The organism is Pirellulales bacterium, from assembly GCA_036267355.1.
In the GTDB taxonomy this organism is placed as follows: Bacteria; Planctomycetota; Planctomycetia; order Pirellulales; family DATAWG01; genus DATAWG01.
This window is the reverse complement of record DATAWG010000050.1, coordinates 15379-31842: the sequence shown is the minus strand read 5'-3', so window position 1 is coordinate 31842 and position 16464 is coordinate 15379. Positions and strand designations below refer to the sequence as shown.

14 protein-coding genes are annotated in these 16464 nt (G+C 60.7%); 7 read left to right on the top strand and 7 right to left on the bottom strand.

Annotation, left to right across the window (positions count from 1 at the left end; translation table 11 throughout):
• The first annotated feature begins 30 nt into the window (after positions 1-30).
• The 4 genes from VHX65_08210 (at position 31) to VHX65_08195 (ending at position 4685) form a co-directional block, all read left to right on the top strand.
• The gene (locus VHX65_08210) at positions 31-1602 is read left to right on the top strand and encodes a sulfatase-like hydrolase/transferase (protein ID HEX3998516.1); all 1572 of its coding nucleotides are present in this window, start codon (positions 31-33) and stop codon (positions 1600-1602) included.
• A 345-nt stretch (positions 1603-1947) separates the two neighbouring features.
• On the top strand, positions 1948-3183 hold the full coding sequence (locus VHX65_08205; GenBank protein HEX3998515.1) for an ROK family transcriptional regulator: 1236 nt from the start codon (positions 1948-1950) through the stop codon (positions 3181-3183).
• A gap of 97 nt (positions 3184-3280) precedes the next feature.
• Positions 3281-3529, top strand: coding sequence for a hypothetical protein (locus tag VHX65_08200; GenBank protein ID HEX3998514.1), 249 nt, complete (start codon positions 3281-3283; stop codon positions 3527-3529).
• Positions 3530-3674: 145 nt separating this feature from the next.
• Entirely contained in the window at positions 3675-4685 is a 1011-nt protein-coding gene (locus VHX65_08195; protein ID HEX3998513.1) for a DUF1080 domain-containing protein, read from the top strand.
• Positions 4686-5326: 641 nt separating this feature from the next.
• On the opposite strand, the gene VHX65_08190 is transcribed toward VHX65_08195, so the two are convergent.
• From VHX65_08190 to VHX65_08175, 4 genes are all read right to left on the bottom strand, one after another.
• On the bottom strand, positions 5327-6718 hold the full coding sequence (locus tag VHX65_08190) for a hypothetical protein (GenBank protein ID HEX3998512.1): 1392 nt from the start codon (positions 6716-6718) through the stop codon (positions 5327-5329).
• 134 nt (positions 6719-6852) lie between these two features.
• On the bottom strand, positions 6853-7629 hold the full coding sequence (locus VHX65_08185) for a UDP-2,3-diacylglucosamine diphosphatase (protein HEX3998511.1): 777 nt from the start codon (positions 7627-7629) through the stop codon (positions 6853-6855).
• A 373-nt stretch (positions 7630-8002) separates the two neighbouring features.
• Positions 8003-8401, bottom strand: coding sequence for a hypothetical protein (locus tag VHX65_08180; GenBank protein ID HEX3998510.1), 399 nt, complete (start codon positions 8399-8401; stop codon positions 8003-8005).
• Positions 8402-8484: 83 nt separating this feature from the next.
• Complete coding sequence (locus VHX65_08175) at positions 8485-9729, bottom strand: glycoside hydrolase family 71/99-like protein (protein ID HEX3998509.1); 1245 nt, start codon at positions 9727-9729, stop codon at positions 8485-8487.
• Here VHX65_08175 and VHX65_08170 point away from each other — a divergent pair.
• On the top strand, positions 9724-10251 hold the full coding sequence (locus tag VHX65_08170; GenBank protein HEX3998508.1) for a hypothetical protein: 528 nt from the start codon (positions 9724-9726) through the stop codon (positions 10249-10251). The genes VHX65_08175 and VHX65_08170 overlap by 6 nt on opposite strands.
• Positions 10252-10377: 126 nt before the next feature.
• Positions 10378-11580 carry a site-2 protease family protein gene (locus VHX65_08165; GenBank protein HEX3998507.1) on the top strand — a complete coding sequence of 401 codons (1203 nt, stop codon included), beginning with the start codon at positions 10378-10380 and terminating at the stop codon, positions 11578-11580.
• 170 nt (positions 11581-11750) lie between these two features.
• Here the strand turns inward: VHX65_08165 and VHX65_08160 are convergent, their stop codons facing one another.
• From VHX65_08160 to VHX65_08150, 3 genes are all read right to left on the bottom strand, one after another.
• Complete coding sequence (locus tag VHX65_08160) at positions 11751-12473, bottom strand: SpoVG family protein (GenBank protein ID HEX3998506.1); 723 nt, start codon at positions 12471-12473, stop codon at positions 11751-11753.
• A 214-nt stretch (positions 12474-12687) separates the two neighbouring features.
• Positions 12688-13659, bottom strand: coding sequence for a 4-(cytidine 5'-diphospho)-2-C-methyl-D-erythritol kinase (gene ispE / locus VHX65_08155; GenBank protein HEX3998505.1), 972 nt, complete (start codon positions 13657-13659; stop codon positions 12688-12690).
• A gap of 439 nt (positions 13660-14098) precedes the next feature.
• Positions 14099-15019, bottom strand: a complete 921-nt coding sequence (locus tag VHX65_08150; GenBank protein ID HEX3998504.1) for a hypothetical protein — start codon at positions 15017-15019, stop codon at positions 14099-14101.
• Positions 15020-15488: 469 nt separating this feature from the next.
• Here VHX65_08150 and VHX65_08145 point away from each other — a divergent pair, with 469 nt between their 5' ends.
• Positions 15489-16175 carry an SOS response-associated peptidase gene (locus VHX65_08145; protein ID HEX3998503.1) on the top strand — a complete coding sequence of 229 codons (687 nt, stop codon included), beginning with the start codon at positions 15489-15491 and terminating at the stop codon, positions 16173-16175.
• Positions 16176-16464: the final 289 nt, after the last annotated feature.

The window sequence follows — 16464 nt, the reverse complement described above, 5'->3', positions numbered from 1 at the left end:
CGTTTTTGGCAACCGCGATTGCTCAGCCCTGTGATTCGATCAACATGGTTTCGCGGGCGCGCGGGATTCGTGCTGCTTTCCGCGGTGGAGTTGTTTTTGCTCCAAGAGGCGACATTCGCGTTGGCCTATAACCCCGGTACGCTCTTCAGCCTTGTCGCGCGGGCCACCCGTTTCTTCTCCGATCTGTTTTTGTTGGGGGCAATCACCCTTCTGCTTCCGCGCGTGGGCATGATCGTCATGGCAGTGGTAGCGTTGGGCATCAATCTCGGCTTGGTGGCCTATTACAGCTACTTTGGAATCCCATTGTCGCTGTTTACCATGATGAATCAGTGGCGAGAGGGGCGAGACGTTGCGAAGTTCTCGATTACGGCAATTCCATTGCTTGCCGCGGTCTTGTTCGGCGCGGCGCTGTTGGCAAAGATCTTTCTCGTGCGATCGGCGCGCGGCACCCGAATTCAGCTCCGGCGCGCGTTGGCCGCCAGCGCAGCGCTATTTGTTGCCTACGTCGGCCTCCAGGCAGCGTTCTCGTGTTACGATCGTCCGAGCCTAATTCGCGAGATTGTGCCGCCGGCGCGGTTTGCGCGCGGGCGCGGCTATACTGAGCTCTGGCTGGCCGAATGGTACTACCTGGATAATTCGGCCGTTTTGAAACGGGCCACCGACACAACTCGCATGGCCTCCGACCGGCTAACCGACCTGGAGGTTCCGCTGAAGATCGCCAGCCGGTTGATCATTATCCAGGTGGAGAGCCTTGGGTTCGAAGCCGTCGACCAGACGATCGATGGAAAGGAACTCATGCCCTTTCTCGATAGGCTCAAAGACCAATCTCTGTTCTATCGCATGCGATCGCCAAAACGCTTCGGCTCCGCGGATGCCGACTTTTGCATTCTGAATGCACAATGGCCGTCACCGGATTGCATCAATTACAAAATTCCGAATTTCCCATACGATGGGGCACTCCCCAGGTTCCTGAAGCAATTTGGATTTCAAACGACTTGCTTGATGGGCGACGCCGGCTCGACGTTCAGCCGTCGCGGGCCCTATGAGCAGATGGGTTTTGAAGAAATACTTTTCAAAGAAGAGTTGCTCGCGCGCTATCCGGTCGAGATCGACGATTTTGGCGTGCGCGATCCCGATCTATTCCGCGTATCCAGCATCCTGATCCGAAAACCGACTGATTCGAGACGTCCCGCCAAGCCGATATGCCAATTCATTGTCACCACGACATCGCATTGGCCTTGGCACAACCTGCACGATTCAGAGAAGGAAATCTTTCCGAAATCCACCGCGGAAGTAGAAAACTATTGCAACGCGTTCCGTTCCTTCGATCATACCTTGTGCGATTACATGATGACGTTGCCGCCTCGGACAACCGTCGTCATCTACGGCGACCACACATCGCGAATCAAATTCCGAAATATCGTGGCGGATTGGCACGGGACGACTCATTTCGTACCCTGCTGGGTATACGTCGTGGGTGAAAATCTGGCGGCACAGCAACGTACGCGGAATTCGCCGGTCGCGCGCGATGGAAGCCTCACCCTGCTCGATCTGGCAAACTACATCCGCTCCCAGGTTCGCCGCTCGTACGCAGCACCCTAAAAATTCGACCACCGGCTCGGATGATCGGCGATGCGGGCCGCATCGACGGCGAACGACCGTGCGTAAGCCGTCGCAACAGCACGAGCGACATCTACTCAGGCCGATGAAAATGAGAGTCGGGCCGTACTTTCTTCGTCGCTGTGCTAGTCCGGTTGAAAATCACCCAATCGCTTGGTGGCGAACCAGCGAACCGGCCTCACATCGGACACGGGATTGCCGCTTCCGTGGCAGCCTAATGAGCCCGAATGACGGCATTTATACCTGCCTTCTTGGTCCAGTTCCTATAAACAATAAAGCGAGAATTACTCTAGAAAAACGCGATATGGCAACTACAATCCGAGTTTTATGGACAACTTCAAAACACCTGTGGCGATGCACGGCGACGGCAATCATCCGACGAATCAAGTCACGCCCAATCTCTTGCGGCGCGTGAACGAGCGGCGAATCCTCGAAGCGATTCAAACCAAAGGCTCGCTCTCCCGAGCCGGGCTCGTGCGCCAGACCGGCATCAGCCCGCCCACGGTCTCGAAATTGGTCCGCTCGCTGATCGCCGCACGGCTTCTGGAAGAGGGCGATGTGCTGGCCCCCGCGCCCGGCCGGCCAGCTCGCGTATTACACTTAGCCCACGCCGGAGTGCGCGTGCTGGGGGCGGTGGTCGAAGCGAACGAATGTTGCATTGCCGCCACCGGGCTCGACGGCCGGCTCCGCGACAGCCAAACGCATCGCTTCCCGACGCCCGACAGCTATCCGGCCTTGATCGAGGCCCTGGTAAAGCACGCCCGGAGATTGACGCCGCGCGGCGAAAAAGCGGGCACGCTGGCCCTCGGCATCAGCGTTCCGGGGCTCATCGACCGGCGGCAACAGCAGGTGTTGCTCTCCTCGAATCTGCACCTGCTGGAGCAACACACGTTTGCCGAGGATCTGCAAAAGCGTCTTGGCGTGCAAACGATCCTGTTGCACGACACGCATGGCCTGTGCCTGGCCGAGCGAGCCTTTGGGCAAGCGAAGGGCATCGACGATTTCGTGTTCATCGATGCCACCGGCGGCCTCGGCGCTGCCGTGATGAACGATGGCCGGCTCATGACGGGGCACAGTGGCCTGGCCGGCGAAATCGGCCATGTTACCGTGGATCCCAAGGGCCGCCGCTGTGGATGCGGCAATATCGGTTGCCTGGAAACCTTGGCCACGGATGTCGCTTTTGCCGAAGCTGTTTCCGAGCAACTCGGCGAGAAGATGGATATCGAGCGCGTGGTCCAAATGTTGCGGTCCGAGGAATCCGATTCAACCTCGGAATCTCGGCGAGCAAAGATTAGCGCCGAGATCGATCGCACGCTGGAATACCTGGGGATCGCGATTGCGACACTCGTGAATATCTTCAACCCGGCCGCGGTTTTCGTGCGCAGCCGGATGTTCGACATCCGCGACGATTTGTTCGACGCACTGTTGGAGCGGGTGCGCCGCCGAGCCTTGGGCCCGCTGCTGGCCGGCTGCAAAATCTTGCGCGCCACCGACAGCAAGCTGCACGGCGCGATCGCCGGCACGATCCACCATCTCACCAGCGTGCTCGGGCCGAAGATGTAAGTGGCGATCGGCAGCGGACTCGTTCCGCGTCCCGTGCGTCTCCGCGCGAGCATTCGGTTGTCGCAGATTGGCTGGAATTCTTGGACGAGCCCAAAGAATGATTTCTCCCCGCCCTGCCATCCCCGCCGGCCTTCCCCTGCGCTGCTATAATGCGGCCATGCTCACCAGTTACAAGCCAGTGCTGAGCGGTTTTGTTTTTATCTGCGGAGCGCCGTGCGCCTTTGTCGCGTGGCAGTCCTATCGCGCCGGCAACGCCCACGATGCAGGCCAATTCGCCGTGGGAGCGATCATCGCGTGGATGGTGGCACTCTCGCCGCTCTTTAAGCGGCCACCCAAGACGCTCTGATTGCAAAAACGCCCTGCACACGACTTTCAGCCACTACCCGCCTTCGTAGCCGCTTGCGAACGGCGGTCGGCTGAATCACAATGACGCCGTGTTGCGTCCCACCCCAATTTTTCCCGCCCCTTTTGTCGCTCCGGAGACGTGTTCCATGAAAACGCGCATCGTCGGTTTCGCGTCGCTATTGTTGGTTGCCGGCCTGGCGAGCATCGCTAGCGGTCACGGCGAGCCCGCATTCACCGATCCGGCCAAGGCCGGACCCGATTTTGCCGTGCAAGGCGAATACGTCGGCAAAATGAAAGTCGCGGGCGAAGAAAAACCGGTGGGCGTGCAGGTCATGGCGCTCGGAAAGCACGAATTTCAAGCAACCCTCTTTCACGGCGGCTTGCCCGGCGACGGCTGGAAACATGGCGACAAGGAAGACAAGGCCAAGGGGCAAACCGAAGGCGACAAGACGGAACTGACCGGCAGCGCTTGGAAAGCCAAAATCCAGGGCGACACGATGACGATTAGCGACACGAGCGGCGACACACTCGGCGAGCTGAAGAAAATCGAACGCAAAAGCCCCACGCTTGGCGCGGCCGCCCCGGCCGGCGCGATCGTGCTGTTCGACGGCAAGAACACCGCTGCCTGGCATCACGGCAAGATCGTCGAAGGAGATCTGCTGGGCATCGGCCCGACGAGCAAGCAGAGCTTCAAGGATTTCACGCTGCACGTCGAATTCCGCTGCCCCTTCATGCCCGACGCTCGCGGCCAAGCCCGTGGCAACAGCGGCGTGTATCTGCAGGACCGCTACGAAGTGCAAGTACTCGATTCGTTTGGCGCGGTGGGCGACGGCGGCGATTGCGGGGCGCTCTATTCGATCGCGCCGGAGTCGATCAACATGAGCTTTCCTCCGCTCTCGTGGCAGACCTACGACATCGATTTCACCGCCGCCCGCTGCGACGAGCATGGCAAGAAGACGGCCGATGCCCGCGTGACGGTGAAGCACAACGGCGTGGTGGTTCACGACAATTTGCAAATACCGCACAACACGCCCGGTCAGATCGGCAACGAAACGCCGGCGAAGGGCGACACGGTCGTCAGCGGCCCGATTTATCTACAAGACCACGGCGGCGATCCGGAAGCGTTTCGCAATATTTGGGTCGTGGAGAAGAAGTAAGGCCGCAGTTCCTCTCTCCCCTTGCGGGAGAGGGCAGGGTGAGGGGTTTGAAAAAAGGCAAGAGCGGTTGATCGCCAAAACTGGTTTGTCGAAATTGGCAGTAATTGGCTCGGCATAAGAGTTGCATTTTAAGGGGGTGTTCGGTCGTGAACGGGAAGGCGAAGCGTTTCGAGAAATTTTTCCCCGGCTAATGCCGAGAGCCGTTTTTTGGATTAAGATTGAGGTGTAGTTCTTGCCGATGTAAATCGCCAGCAAGATGGTAGCGTCGGCAGTATTCGGAACGGTTTTTTGAGTTCGTGCGTTCAAATTTGCCTTGAGAAACCAAACCCTCTCTTCAAGCATTCCGTCGGAGGTGCCAACCCAAACCGCGTAGGCCCGGATCAACGTACGCCAGTGCAGAAGCACGGCCGATCCGCGCTTTTCTCGCAGCGACTCCACCGTCGCAATCGAAGAGGGGTTTGATCTATTGGCCGCGGCGGCTCAGATTTGAGCCGCCGCGGTCGTTTTATTTGGTTCCAAAAGCCAGACCAACAACCCACGGATCCACACGGATTACACGGATAAGGAGAGCTCGCCCCAGCAAGCTGCGGCTATGTGGCCCTCGTGTTCCTGAATCCGTGTCATCCGTGTGATCCGTGGTTTTACTCCTTTGCTCGCGCGGCCAACGATACGGGCTCGGGATTCGCTGACGGCCGGGCGGTCCAGGTTCGCAAAATATCGCCCCACGATCGGCTGGCGGGCTCGCGGATCTTGGCCGCGAAGACGACGCCCGCCAACCGCAGCGCCAGCCCAGCCAGGAAAATCGGCGCGTAGGAAGCCGCTCCGTGAAGCTGCCAAACTGCTTCGGCATACTCGACCGTGCGGATCGCCAGAAACCCGCTGATCCCGCTCGCCATGGCATAGGCAACCGCGCCGACCGCTTCGTGGGCTGCCAGATAGGCGGCCCGATGCTCGTCGGGCGCAAGCTTCAATGCCAGATTCGGCAAGCAGACGTTGTGCCCCGCATAGGCCGACCAACAGATATAAGCCCCGATTGGCAGCCACACTCGCCATGCCGGCCCCGGCGACGCGAACAGATAAAATAGCATCGCCAATCCGACGAACCACTGACTGAGAACGAGCACCGGCCGATTGCCGAAGCGATCGCTGAACGGCCCCGCCCAGCCCGTGTAGGCGATCTGTCCGCCGCGCATCGTGTTGCCCATCAGGGCCATGTCGCCGACGCCCAGATGCAGCACGAGTTTGCCGAAAATCGTTTGTGCGGCTTGCGTCAAACCATTGGCCATCGAAAACCAGCCGTGGAAAATCAAGAACCGGCGAAATCGTCGATCCGTTAGCGGCAGCCACAGCGACGACCAGCGATCGAACCGGCTGCGCGGCAAGCTCCGCGTGGCGGGAACGAGGGCCAGCGGCACGAGCGATAAGAGCAGCAAGCCGGCACCGATGCCGTTTGGAATCGCGTAGCCCTGCAAATAGGTCGACCACGGGCTGCGCGCATGCCGCGCGAGCCAAAGATCGGTAAATCGGCCGAACGCCCAAAGCGTCGGGATCAGCGCGATCAATTGCCAGATCTGCACTCGGCCGAAATAGCGACCGCGGATTCGCCGCGGCACGATGTCTCCCCACCATGTCCAATAGGCGGCAATGCCCACCGCGCTCAGCACATGGGTCGCGCATAGCAAGCCAACCAGCGACACGACGGCCGAAGGCCGTTCGACCTGGCCGACCGCCGGCAACAACAATAAGAGCAGCGTCGAAGCGGCCGCGTGCGCCGCAAGACATGCCCGTTTGGCGCTGCCCGTCCAGCGGATCACGGCCGGCGTGCCCATGCGCAACAGCCCGGCCAGCGCCGGCATCGCCAAGATGAAGCCGAACGAGAAGCCGGCGGCGCCGAGGTCGAGAGCCAAATAGCGAATCAGTTCGCCGCCGGTCAATCCGGCGCCGACCGACCAGAGCACCCCCGAAACGATTCCCAATCGCATCGCCCGACGGCGGCTCGACCCTGGGGCAAAAACGGCATGGCGCTCGGTCATGCTCGCAAGCGTAGCGATTCGACGCGGCGCTAACAACAAGTAAACGGCGCAAGAGAACGCCATGCCCAAGCCGCGGCGTTGGCATGCAACACCGGCGGCTAGCGCCTTGCCGCTCACCGTGAGTGCTTCCCACCTCAAGCGCTTTCGAGACAGCTGGCCTGGCTTTCGAGATGGCTCCCCTCGGTCGGCACGTGCATCGGTCGGCTTTCATCGGCGCTCGACGCATCGGTGTAGTGGTGCACTTCGACCGCACCATCCAATACTGTGAGATAAACGCATGGAGTCTCGCACCATGAGCCGCTATTGAAATATGAAACGCCGTCGATCGTGCTGCTGCGTTCGAGATGGGTGTGGCCGCAAAGCACGATGTCGCAGCCGAATTTCGCCGCGTACTTTCTGGCTTCGGTCTCGATCTTGGCCGAGCAGCGCAGAAACGTCTTGCTGGAATGCTTTGCCCATTTGCTGAGCCGGAACGATTTGTCGATCTTGTGCAGCCAGCCATAGAAGAAGTCGACGACGTGGGTGACGATCGGATGGTCGGAGATAAAGCTGTCGAAGATATGGCCGTGGAAGACCATGATTCGCCGATGGCCCGATTCGAGAATGTATTGATCGAGGATTTCCGCGCCGATCAGATGGGCCACCGTGGAAGCATCGGCCGGCTCATCGTGATTGCCGGTGGTCCAGACGATCCTTACGCGGTCGGATAGTGAACGGATGATCGAAAGCACTTTCCAATGGTTTTTCTTCAGCCGGCGGAAATCCCAAGAATCGAACACATCGCCGTTGAGGATTAGTTCGCGCGTGGTGACGAGATCGTCCTTGATCGAATCCAAGAAGCGAACCAATTGCTTGACCTGGCAAACGTCGCTGCCTAGATGCAGATCAGAGATTACGATTGCATCGTACATGAGCCTACACCTCGAAAATGCGAGAAGGCGCCTGATTGTCCGTGCTCTTGCAAACTCGGCCGACGCAGGCCAAGCATCGACCAAAAAAATAACTTCGGTTTTCTTGAAACCCCTCACCCGCAAGGGACGAGGGCGCTGCGGAGAAGTTATTTTTCGGTCGATCCCAACTCGGTCGAAATCCGTTTCGCGGCATGGCAAGTTCTGTCAAACGGTGCACCGCGCGGTGTACACCTATCTCTATACGCAACCTCGCAAGAAGTCACTAGATGAAACCGCCGTTTGTGGATTCGTGCGCTATTTCTCACGAAACGCTAACGCTGCGCCAACGATCCCCCAGCATCCTGCAAGGAATCACGGGCCGCCCAATCGCATGCTATCGCGACAGATTGTCAATCAGGGCGCCCAACGGCAGCATGATCGCCAGGCCCGCCAGCACGAGAACTGCGATCGGCAGAAGAGCCGTCAGCAAATACCATGCGCGCTCCAAGAGCCCACATCGCGTTTTCTGGAGCAATACGCCGACCGCAAGCACGGCGCCCGCCCAAGCGCCGATTGGCGCGAAGCACAGGAACCACCAATCGTAGAGAAAATGCGTCAGGCTTATGACGAGTTTGGCGGCCGCCGGAAGCTCCATTTTGAAATCGCGGAAGATTCTCTCAAAGCGCGGTACGTACAACACCAAAAATGCCCACGCGCTGCACCATGCGACCGCCTGATAGATCGCAGCGATCACGGGCCATCGAAATCGGACGGATCGGTCAGGATCAATCATGGTGTTTTCCTCCATCGAATCGAGCCGCATTCCACTCGCCCGCGCCGGCCAACGACGGCAGCGAGTCGTTTGCCAGCGGTCTTTCATCCACCGCGTCCTTCCCGTCCGGAAGCTTGCTTGCTCGGCGAGAGCGGCGGCATCGCCTCGGTCGGCGGGATCTCGCCGCGCATCATCTTCGCCGCCGTGCCGACGAGGCGTAGATAATGGTCGCTCGGCAATCCTTCGTATGTCAGAAACGATGAATCGCCGACGGGCACATTGTTCGTGCATTTATAGATCGCCGTTCCCTCATCCACTTCGTCGAACATGGCTTGATAAACCATCCTCGCTCCGGCCTCTTTCGCGTTTACGAATTGCGACCACAAGAATCGACCGCCGAGGCGCGGAATCTGGTTCAGCGGCGAGCGCGGATTCTGGTTGTGCCAGCTAAATCCCGGAAAAACGACCGGCATGTATTCCACGCGATGCTCTTTGCACCACGCAAGGTCGGGCCGCACGGTTTTGGCGGCGTAGTCGGCCGCTTGTTTCGGATTCGCATATCGCCCGACGGTCCATGGGCTGACGATATCGGCCTTCGCAATCAATTCCAGCAGCGCCGGATCGCTGACGGCATCGCGATCGAGCGTTCGCCAATACGTCGGCACGCCGAGCATCACCGTGCATCCGCCGGCCGGAACGCTCTTCAGAAATGCGACAAGATTCATGCCTTCGCGGAGGGTGTATTTCCGCCGGTCGCTGAATCCGAAGCCCCACACCGCCACGACCGGCTTTCCCTTGTGATGCAAGTAGGCCGGGTCTTCGGTGATATGCATCTTGCCGACCAGCAGCTTCCAATCCTCCATGACGCGATTCATCTCGCCAGCCCGAATGCCCGAAAGATCGTACATCACCGCATAGGCTCGGCCGGATTTGTTCGCTCCTTCGCGGCAATGATCGAGCACGGTGTTGAATTGCCGCAGCCCGAGCGGATGAAATACTTCGCCTGCGAAGCGCTGCACGAAGACGCCGTCGATGCCGTAGTCGCTCATCCAGCGGAAATGCCGCAGCACCGTCTTGGCGTTGAACGCGCTATATACGTCGGCCGTTTTTCCGTCGGCCGTTTTGAACGGAGTCGGATAGCGCTCGTCGGCATCGAGCTCGCTTACGTCGGGCCAGAGATCGACGTTGGTGCTGCCCGGCCGAAAGCCGTGGTGGCCCTGCCAGTGATACCAGCCCCGACCGCAGCCGTCGCCGTCGGCCGCATGCCATCCCTGATAGCCACACATCACTTTGCCGTCGAGCGTCGAGCAGTCGACCCCCTTGAGCGCAACGCCATTAAATGGATGCATCGTCTGCTCGACGACATCATCGCGGGATATTTGCGGCTGGCTGGGCGGCGATTGGGCGCGGCTCGCCCGTGGAATCGACGCGATCGCGCAAGTGAGCAGGCAAGCGGCTATGGCGGCAGTTTGATGTCGCATGATTCAATGTGCCGCCTTCCCGAGTGCTGCGTTGCCAAAAGTGAGAACGACACCGTCACAAGCGATGCGCTGCCGGACGACGGCGGGGCGTATCTGCCTGTTATAATTCGGCCATCCCCATTCCCGCTACGGCGGCTCCCCGTGTTGTGTCTTGCCCGAAGCCGATCGGCAGCAGCCCGTCGCGATAAATTAAAGAAATGCAACCATTATAACGTCGTGCGATTGCAGGATTTCGGCAATGATCTGAAACAGATGTGGCTGGCGATGGACTGGGTCGAGGGAAAACCGCTGGCGACGTTCATCAACCAATTCAAGCGCCAGCGAAAAAAATGCGTCTGCGAAGACATCGGCGAATACATCGCCCAGATCGCGCGCGGCTTTCTTACCTAGCGCAGCCCTCGGCCGCGACCAAAATCGGTAGTGAACAAACCCCTGCACCTTGATGCGCCCAGCGCGCAGCGAAGTCTAACACCGCGACTCTATCCCCTCGTCGGCCGCGCATGGTATCTTGAAACCATGAACGAACCGACCTCGATGCCGGAACCACCGTCGCCGCGGCCAATCCTACCGGCATTCCCGGCTGCCGAACCTCCCTCGGCCGAACGATCGGCCTCCAATACCGAACACCGCGCCGAAGTTCCATCCGAGCCTGCGGCAGATCCGGTTGCCGAATTTGCAGCCGCATTCGCCTCTCAAGCGGCTGGCGGCCCCGGGCAGGTGCCGACGGCGGAAATGGCCCTTGAGCCCGGGCCTCGGGTTCCGAATCGGATGCTCGATGAATGCGATTTGCGTTCGCCGCGAATTCGCCGTCGGGTTGTGTTGCCGGTCGTGTTGTTCCTTACCGCCTGTGTCACGACATTCGCTGCCGGTGCGTATGGCTGGAAAATGGCTGTGCTCGACGATTCATTCTTCCAACTAGCCCGCGCGAATTGGCGGCAGGGTTTGGAATACATGGCCGCGGCGATGGCCGTGCTTCTGGCGCATGAGATGGGCCATTTCCTAATGAGCGTGCGATACCGCGTCCCGGCGAGCTATCCGGTTTTTCTGCCGGTGCCGATAATGCTCACCGGCACGATGGGCGCCGTGATCGGCATGGACGGCCGGCGCGCGGATCGGAAACAACTGTTCGATATCGGCATCGCCGGACCGCTAGCCGGATTGGTGCTGACGGTGCCATTGATTTTCGCCGGAATCTTGACCGCCAAAGCGGCGCCGCCGCTCAAAGAACCCGACCCGGCGGCGTTGTTCAGCCCGCAATCGCAGGCGATCGAGCATGCCAACGAAGAGGCACTGCAGGCCCACTTCGGCCAGCCGCTGGCCGTGACGCTATTGCGGGCGTGGCTGCGGCCGGAAATTTCTCCGGATGCCGAACTGGTCCCCAACGCACTTTACATGGCCGGTTGGCTGGGATTATTGATCACCGGGCTCAACATGCTGCCGATCAGCCAATTGGACGGCGGGCATATCATCCATGGCCTGTTTGGCCGCGATGCACGCTGGATCGGGCGATCGCTGTTGATCGCGGCCATTGCCTACATCATCGTCGCGGAAGCCTACAGTTGGACGCTGATGCTGCTGTTGGTGATTTTCTTGGGCACCGACCATCCTCCGACTGCCAACGACCAAGTTCGCATTGGCGCTTGGCGCTGGGCACTGGGCATTGCATCCTTGCTGATCCCCATCTTTTGCTTCACACTGGTTCCGCTATTAACGGATTAATCCTCTTCCGCGGCCGCAGCCGTCATTGGCAATAAGCCGGCGGCTAGCGCGTTGCCGCTGACCTTCGGTGCGCGAGAGCGGCAGGGCGCTGGCCGCCGGTTCAATCGTTGGCGAAAAGTTGGTTCCCGCTTTGCTGTTCAGACAATTCGCGGACGTGCTGTGTCGCACCGCTAAAAAATCCCTGCGCCGAAGCCGTCTGCCGGCGGCGGCGAACGGCCTACCAAGCCCGCGCTGACGGCTTCGCTTGTCGTCGAAGCGGTGGTCGTTGCCGCCACGACGGTGGCCGTCGCCGCCGAGGCTGCCATGATGGGGATCGAGTGGGGAGGAGGCGGCTGCTGTGGCTCGGCCGGTTGAACTCGGCTGGCCGGTTCGCTGCCGGAGCGCGTGTAGGCGGGGGTCTCGCGCGCTGCGCCGCGTTCGCCGGCAGCCAACTCGCGCCGGCCGCGACCGCTTGCCGACGCCGCCGCCACGAAATCATCGCCGTCGAAATCTTCGTATCGCGAAACGTAGCCGGGCTGCTTCGAACGCACGATCTCCTCGCGGAATTCGCGAATCACGCGATCTTGAATCATCTCGCGGCAAGCCGAATTGATGGGGTGCGCGATGTCGGCGTAGAGCTTGAGTCGGCCCTCCTCGTCTTTGATCGTGCGGTCTTCCTTCAGCCGCGTGCCGCATTGATTGCAATAGGCCGCGCGGAGATGGTTCTTGCACCCGCATTGCGGGCAATGCGCCGTCAGCTTTCGGCTCGGCATGGCAACGAACGGACCATTCGCTCCGCCGATGATCTTCAGATCGCGGATCACGAAACAATTGTCGAACGTTATCGAACAAAACGCCTGAAGGCGCTCGCCCGCCTCTTCGATCAACTTGATGCGGACCTCGGTGACTTCCACGGCCATGCTCCTCATGCTTGCGGCATTCAGGCCCGCGCCCTGACGGGCCGGGTTGCCCCCGCCGGTTCATCCAGCGGTCAGTAAACTCACGATCATTCGCTAACGCTCAAGCGAAAAATGACTTACGTTTTTCAAACCCCTCGCCCTGCCGTCTTCCGCAAGGGGAGAGGGGATTGCCGAGACGTTATTTTTCGACCGATCGCGAACCATTCGCTCAATCTATCGACCGAACCGCCGCGCTGCGGCTCCAGCCGCGAGCCCGCATCCAACGGGCCGCGCGCCGGGCATGCCGCGACGTTCGGCAAATCCCGAAACAACTCGTTCCGCTGCCGCTCATTTGCACGCCTGTGCAACCGCAATCGGCCAGTTCATGCTTCACCCGGCCAATCCATGGCGACAGTTGCTCGGCGGCCATGCCGAGCCCGTTGTGCATTGCCGCCGCGACCTTCCGCATGTCGCCCGTCCGCAACGCGGCAGCTAAGACTTCGGCTCGCCGCGGCGCGGCCGCCGGCCGGCAACCGCGATACACGTCGGCCGTCGACAGCCCGCCAGGGGGTGCGACGACCACGAAATTCATCGCCGGAATGGCCGGCAGTGCTTCGATCCGCTCGCCGCGCCCCCGGCACAAGGCCGCGCCCGAGTCGAGGAAGAACGGAACATCGCTCCCAATTTCCGCCGCGACCTCGTGCAATTGCTCACGCGACCAACCAAGATTCCACACTCGATTCGCTGCGACCAATGCGGCTGCGGCATCGCTCGATCCGCCGCCCAAACCGGCAGCGGAAGGAATTCGCTTCGTTAGCGCGACAACCGCCCCCGCCCTAGTTCCTGCGCGAAGGCGCAACAATTCGATCGCTCGGACGACAATGTTTTCGCCTCGCTCGGGCAATTCTTCCCAATCGGCAATCGGCGGACGGCCGCCGGCAGCCGATGTGGCTTGCCGCGCGACCATGCTCGGTCCAGCATCGCGCTTCGCCATTTGCAGCCCTGGCGCCCAGCGACACCTTAACCGCACGCTTCCTTCCGGCTCGGCTCGCACGGTCAAACTATCGAATAAATTGATTGGCACCATGAGCGTTTCAATCTCATGGAAGCCATCTTCTCGCCGGGCAAGCACCTCGAGCAGCAGGTTCAGCTTTGCCGGGGCCAACAGATCGCAGCACGCAAAACCCCGGCGCGCGTCCACAATTGCTCCTTGAAGCTGCGCTTCCCTGTTGCCCGATCGTCGTCTTGCCGGATCGCCACGCTCTGCGATCGATCGCTACGGGGCGACACGCAACCGCGCGACCATTCGCATTGATCGTTGCTGTACCGCGAACCAAGATTCCGAACGCCATCCTGCGCCAAGCGAAAGAATGAATGAATGATTCGAGCACCGATCGGCTCGCCATCCTGGCGCAGGATGATGGTCTCAATCTATCGCTGGAAAAAAAATCAGTCAATTAAACTTTCGCAAGACCGCGAAAAATACCGGCAAACCGCCGGAATAGCCAGCTGCGCCGTGGAGATTAAGCCCTGAGATCAGGCTGTTGGCCGCAGGCCGGAGGCAGCAGAAACGGCTTTTTTTCGCCGCCATCGCCGGAGAACTCGCGCCCATTGCACCACGGTCGCCGTCACCCTCACCCTCACCCTTCCGCCGCCGCGGCGTCGGGAGCCAAGAGGCCGGCGATCCACGATTGGGCGTCGGCGGCGATCGTCGATAATCGCTGGCAAAGCAGCGACCGCGAAAAGGCCGATAGCCGGGGTGCTAACATTTCGTCGAGGCCCTCCAAATTAAAGCACGAGAGAAGGCTGGCGGCGATCTGAGCGTTGAGATCCGCGTTGAACGTGGCCAGCCGCCGGCACGACGCAAACGCCTCGCGCCGCGAACGCGACCATAGCTGCCTCGCGGTGTCGCCCACTATATGGGCCGATCCTTCGGCCGCGTCCCGCACGCGATCGTCGATTGCATCTTCGGCAAAATCGGCGAGCCGTGCGGAATCGTGAGCAAGATCGGATAGTTCGCCGAGCGCGGCCAACGGGGCAAGCAATCGATCCGACCAACGCTCCGCCGTGCGCCGTAGGTGATCTAGGCGTTTTGCCTCAGCGTCGGGCAAACCGTTTCCCGCGGCCAGCAGGCTCAACACACTTCGGCGAGCCTCCTGATGGCCGATCCAAACGCTGCGGGCAAGCGGCTCCGCCTCACGGCTGCCACGGCGGCGATCGAATACTGCACAGAAGCCGGCACACACCCGGGTGAGAATCTCGCTGGCAAGCACTTCTCGGCACACCGGCAACGCGGCTCGCCAACACGAACGAGCGGCCGCCGACGTTGCATCCGGCGAGATTGCATCGGCCCGCGCTGCGCGCCGTGTTGCATCCGCCGATCCGCCGATTAGCCGCAGTCGAAAACTTTTTAGCCGGGCTGTCCATCGCTGCTGGCGGCACTTCGACGCCGCCCAATAGCCCGCCAAACCGCCGGCGGAAATTGCTCCCGGCACGGCAAACAACACCGGCCCTTCCGCAGATAACGCAGCGGCTAATTCGATCAGTTCGTCGGCATCCATCGGCGTGCTTTCACGGTTGCTTTCTTAGGTCCGCGCCTGCTGGAAAAGGGGTAGGCACCTCGCGGCGAGCGAAACTCCGATAAAACCGGCTGGTCGCTCGTAGCCAGTCCTCTCTTTCAACAGGCCCCTAGCGCCGCCGGTGCGAGAGCCCAGGAGGCGATCGCTCTCGCAACCGGGCGGCGTCGATGAGAATCCGATCCATAAGGCATTTCGAGTGCCGGACGGTCGCAGTTTGTCTCTCCGCCCAGCAACGGCGCCTTGCAATCCGTTGGCGCGAAGCCAGATACACTCGCGGCACGCCGTTCCATGCCAGTGGCGGGGCAGCCGCGGATTGCGGTGGCGGATGCTTTTTGGCAACAACGGTCTCGCCCGCATGTCGCCGTGTGGCGACAATAGAAAACGTGGCCGGGCCCACCCAAACGCCGAGTCTCCCGCAGCTCTATTTGATTACCGGTCGATTGGATCGCCGATGTGCGGACGCTATACATTGCGAGCTTCGCCGCAGCAGATGGCGCTCGCGTTTCATGTCAACATGGCCATCGACCTGCACCCGCGATACAACATCGCTCCGACCCAGCAGGCGCCGGTCGTCCGTTCGTTGGCGGACGGAAATCGCGAGTTGGCCGAACTCCGTTGGGGCCTGATTCCACGTTGGGCCACCGACCGATCGATCGGCAGTCGGATGATCAATGCCCGTAGCGAAACTGCCGCCACGAAACCGGCGTTTCGCGAGGCGATGCGCGAGCGGCGCTGCTTGATTCCGGCCGACGGTTTTTACGAATGGCAGAAACAAGGGGGCCAAAAACACCCCATGTTCGTCCACTGCCGCGATGACGCCCCGTTTGCGTTCGCGGGCCTGTGGGAGCATTGGACCGATGAGCAGCATCAGCCGCTCGAAACGTTCACTATCCTTACCGCCCCCGCCAACGATCAACTGCGGCCGCTGCACGATCGGATGCCGATCATCATCCGGCCGGAGAATTACCAGCGTTGGCTCGACCCGACGATGACCGACGCCGCCGCGGTCGAGATATTTTTGGCCGATCCGCCGGAAGACCTCGTGCTCCAACCTGTCGGCTCGCGTGTCAACAGCGTCGCCAACGACGACCCGACTTGCATTGTCCCCGTCCGAGCCCAAAAGACACTTTGGGACTAACCTCCGTCTCAAAACTCGCCGATCGCGAACACAAGCCCGAAGCGTTAGCGAGGACGGGCGCTAACAGGCGCCGCAATCTTTATGTGGCACCGAGGTGTGCCACTGGCCAGCGAAGTCGGCCAGTGGGAGCACCGCTTGAGCTCGAACATAAATCGAACGTCCAGCGGCGTGCGTCCCTCGCTAACGCTTCGGGCTACAATCGCCAACACAAGCCCGAAGCGTTAGCGAGGACGGGCGCTAACAGACGCCGCAATTCTTTTTTTGGCACCGCGGTGTGCCACTGGCCAGC

What these genes read in the sequence shown, in the direction of transcription:
- VHX65_08205 (HEX3998515.1), top strand. Translation starts at nt 1,948, where the DNA reads ATGGACAACTTCAAAACACCTGTGGCGATGCACGGCGACGGCAATCAT.
- VHX65_08200 (HEX3998514.1), top strand. Translation starts at nt 3,281, where the DNA reads ATGATTTCTCCCCGCCCTGCCATCCCCGCCGGCCTTCCCCTGCGCTGC.
- VHX65_08195 (HEX3998513.1), top strand. Translation starts at nt 3,675, where the DNA reads ATGAAAACGCGCATCGTCGGTTTCGCGTCGCTATTGTTGGTTGCCGGC.
- VHX65_08190 (HEX3998512.1), bottom strand. Translation starts at nt 6,718, where the DNA reads ATGACCGAGCGCCATGCCGTTTTTGCCCCAGGGTCGAGCCGCCGTCGG.
- VHX65_08185 (HEX3998511.1), bottom strand. Translation starts at nt 7,629, where the DNA reads ATGTACGATGCAATCGTAATCTCTGATCTGCATCTAGGCAGCGACGTT.
- VHX65_08180 (HEX3998510.1), bottom strand. Translation starts at nt 8,401, where the DNA reads ATGATTGATCCTGACCGATCCGTCCGATTTCGATGGCCCGTGATCGCT.
- VHX65_08170 (HEX3998508.1), top strand. Translation starts at nt 9,724, where the DNA reads ATGCATCGTCTGCTCGACGACATCATCGCGGGATATTTGCGGCTGGCT.
- VHX65_08175 (HEX3998509.1), bottom strand. Translation starts at nt 9,729, where the DNA reads ATGCATCCATTTAATGGCGTTGCGCTCAAGGGGGTCGACTGCTCGACG.
- VHX65_08165 (HEX3998507.1), top strand. Translation starts at nt 10,378, where the DNA reads ATGAACGAACCGACCTCGATGCCGGAACCACCGTCGCCGCGGCCAATC.
- VHX65_08150 (HEX3998504.1), bottom strand. Translation starts at nt 15,019, where the DNA reads ATGGATGCCGACGAACTGATCGAATTAGCCGCTGCGTTATCTGCGGAA.
- VHX65_08145 (HEX3998503.1), top strand. Translation starts at nt 15,489, where the DNA reads ATGTGCGGACGCTATACATTGCGAGCTTCGCCGCAGCAGATGGCGCTC.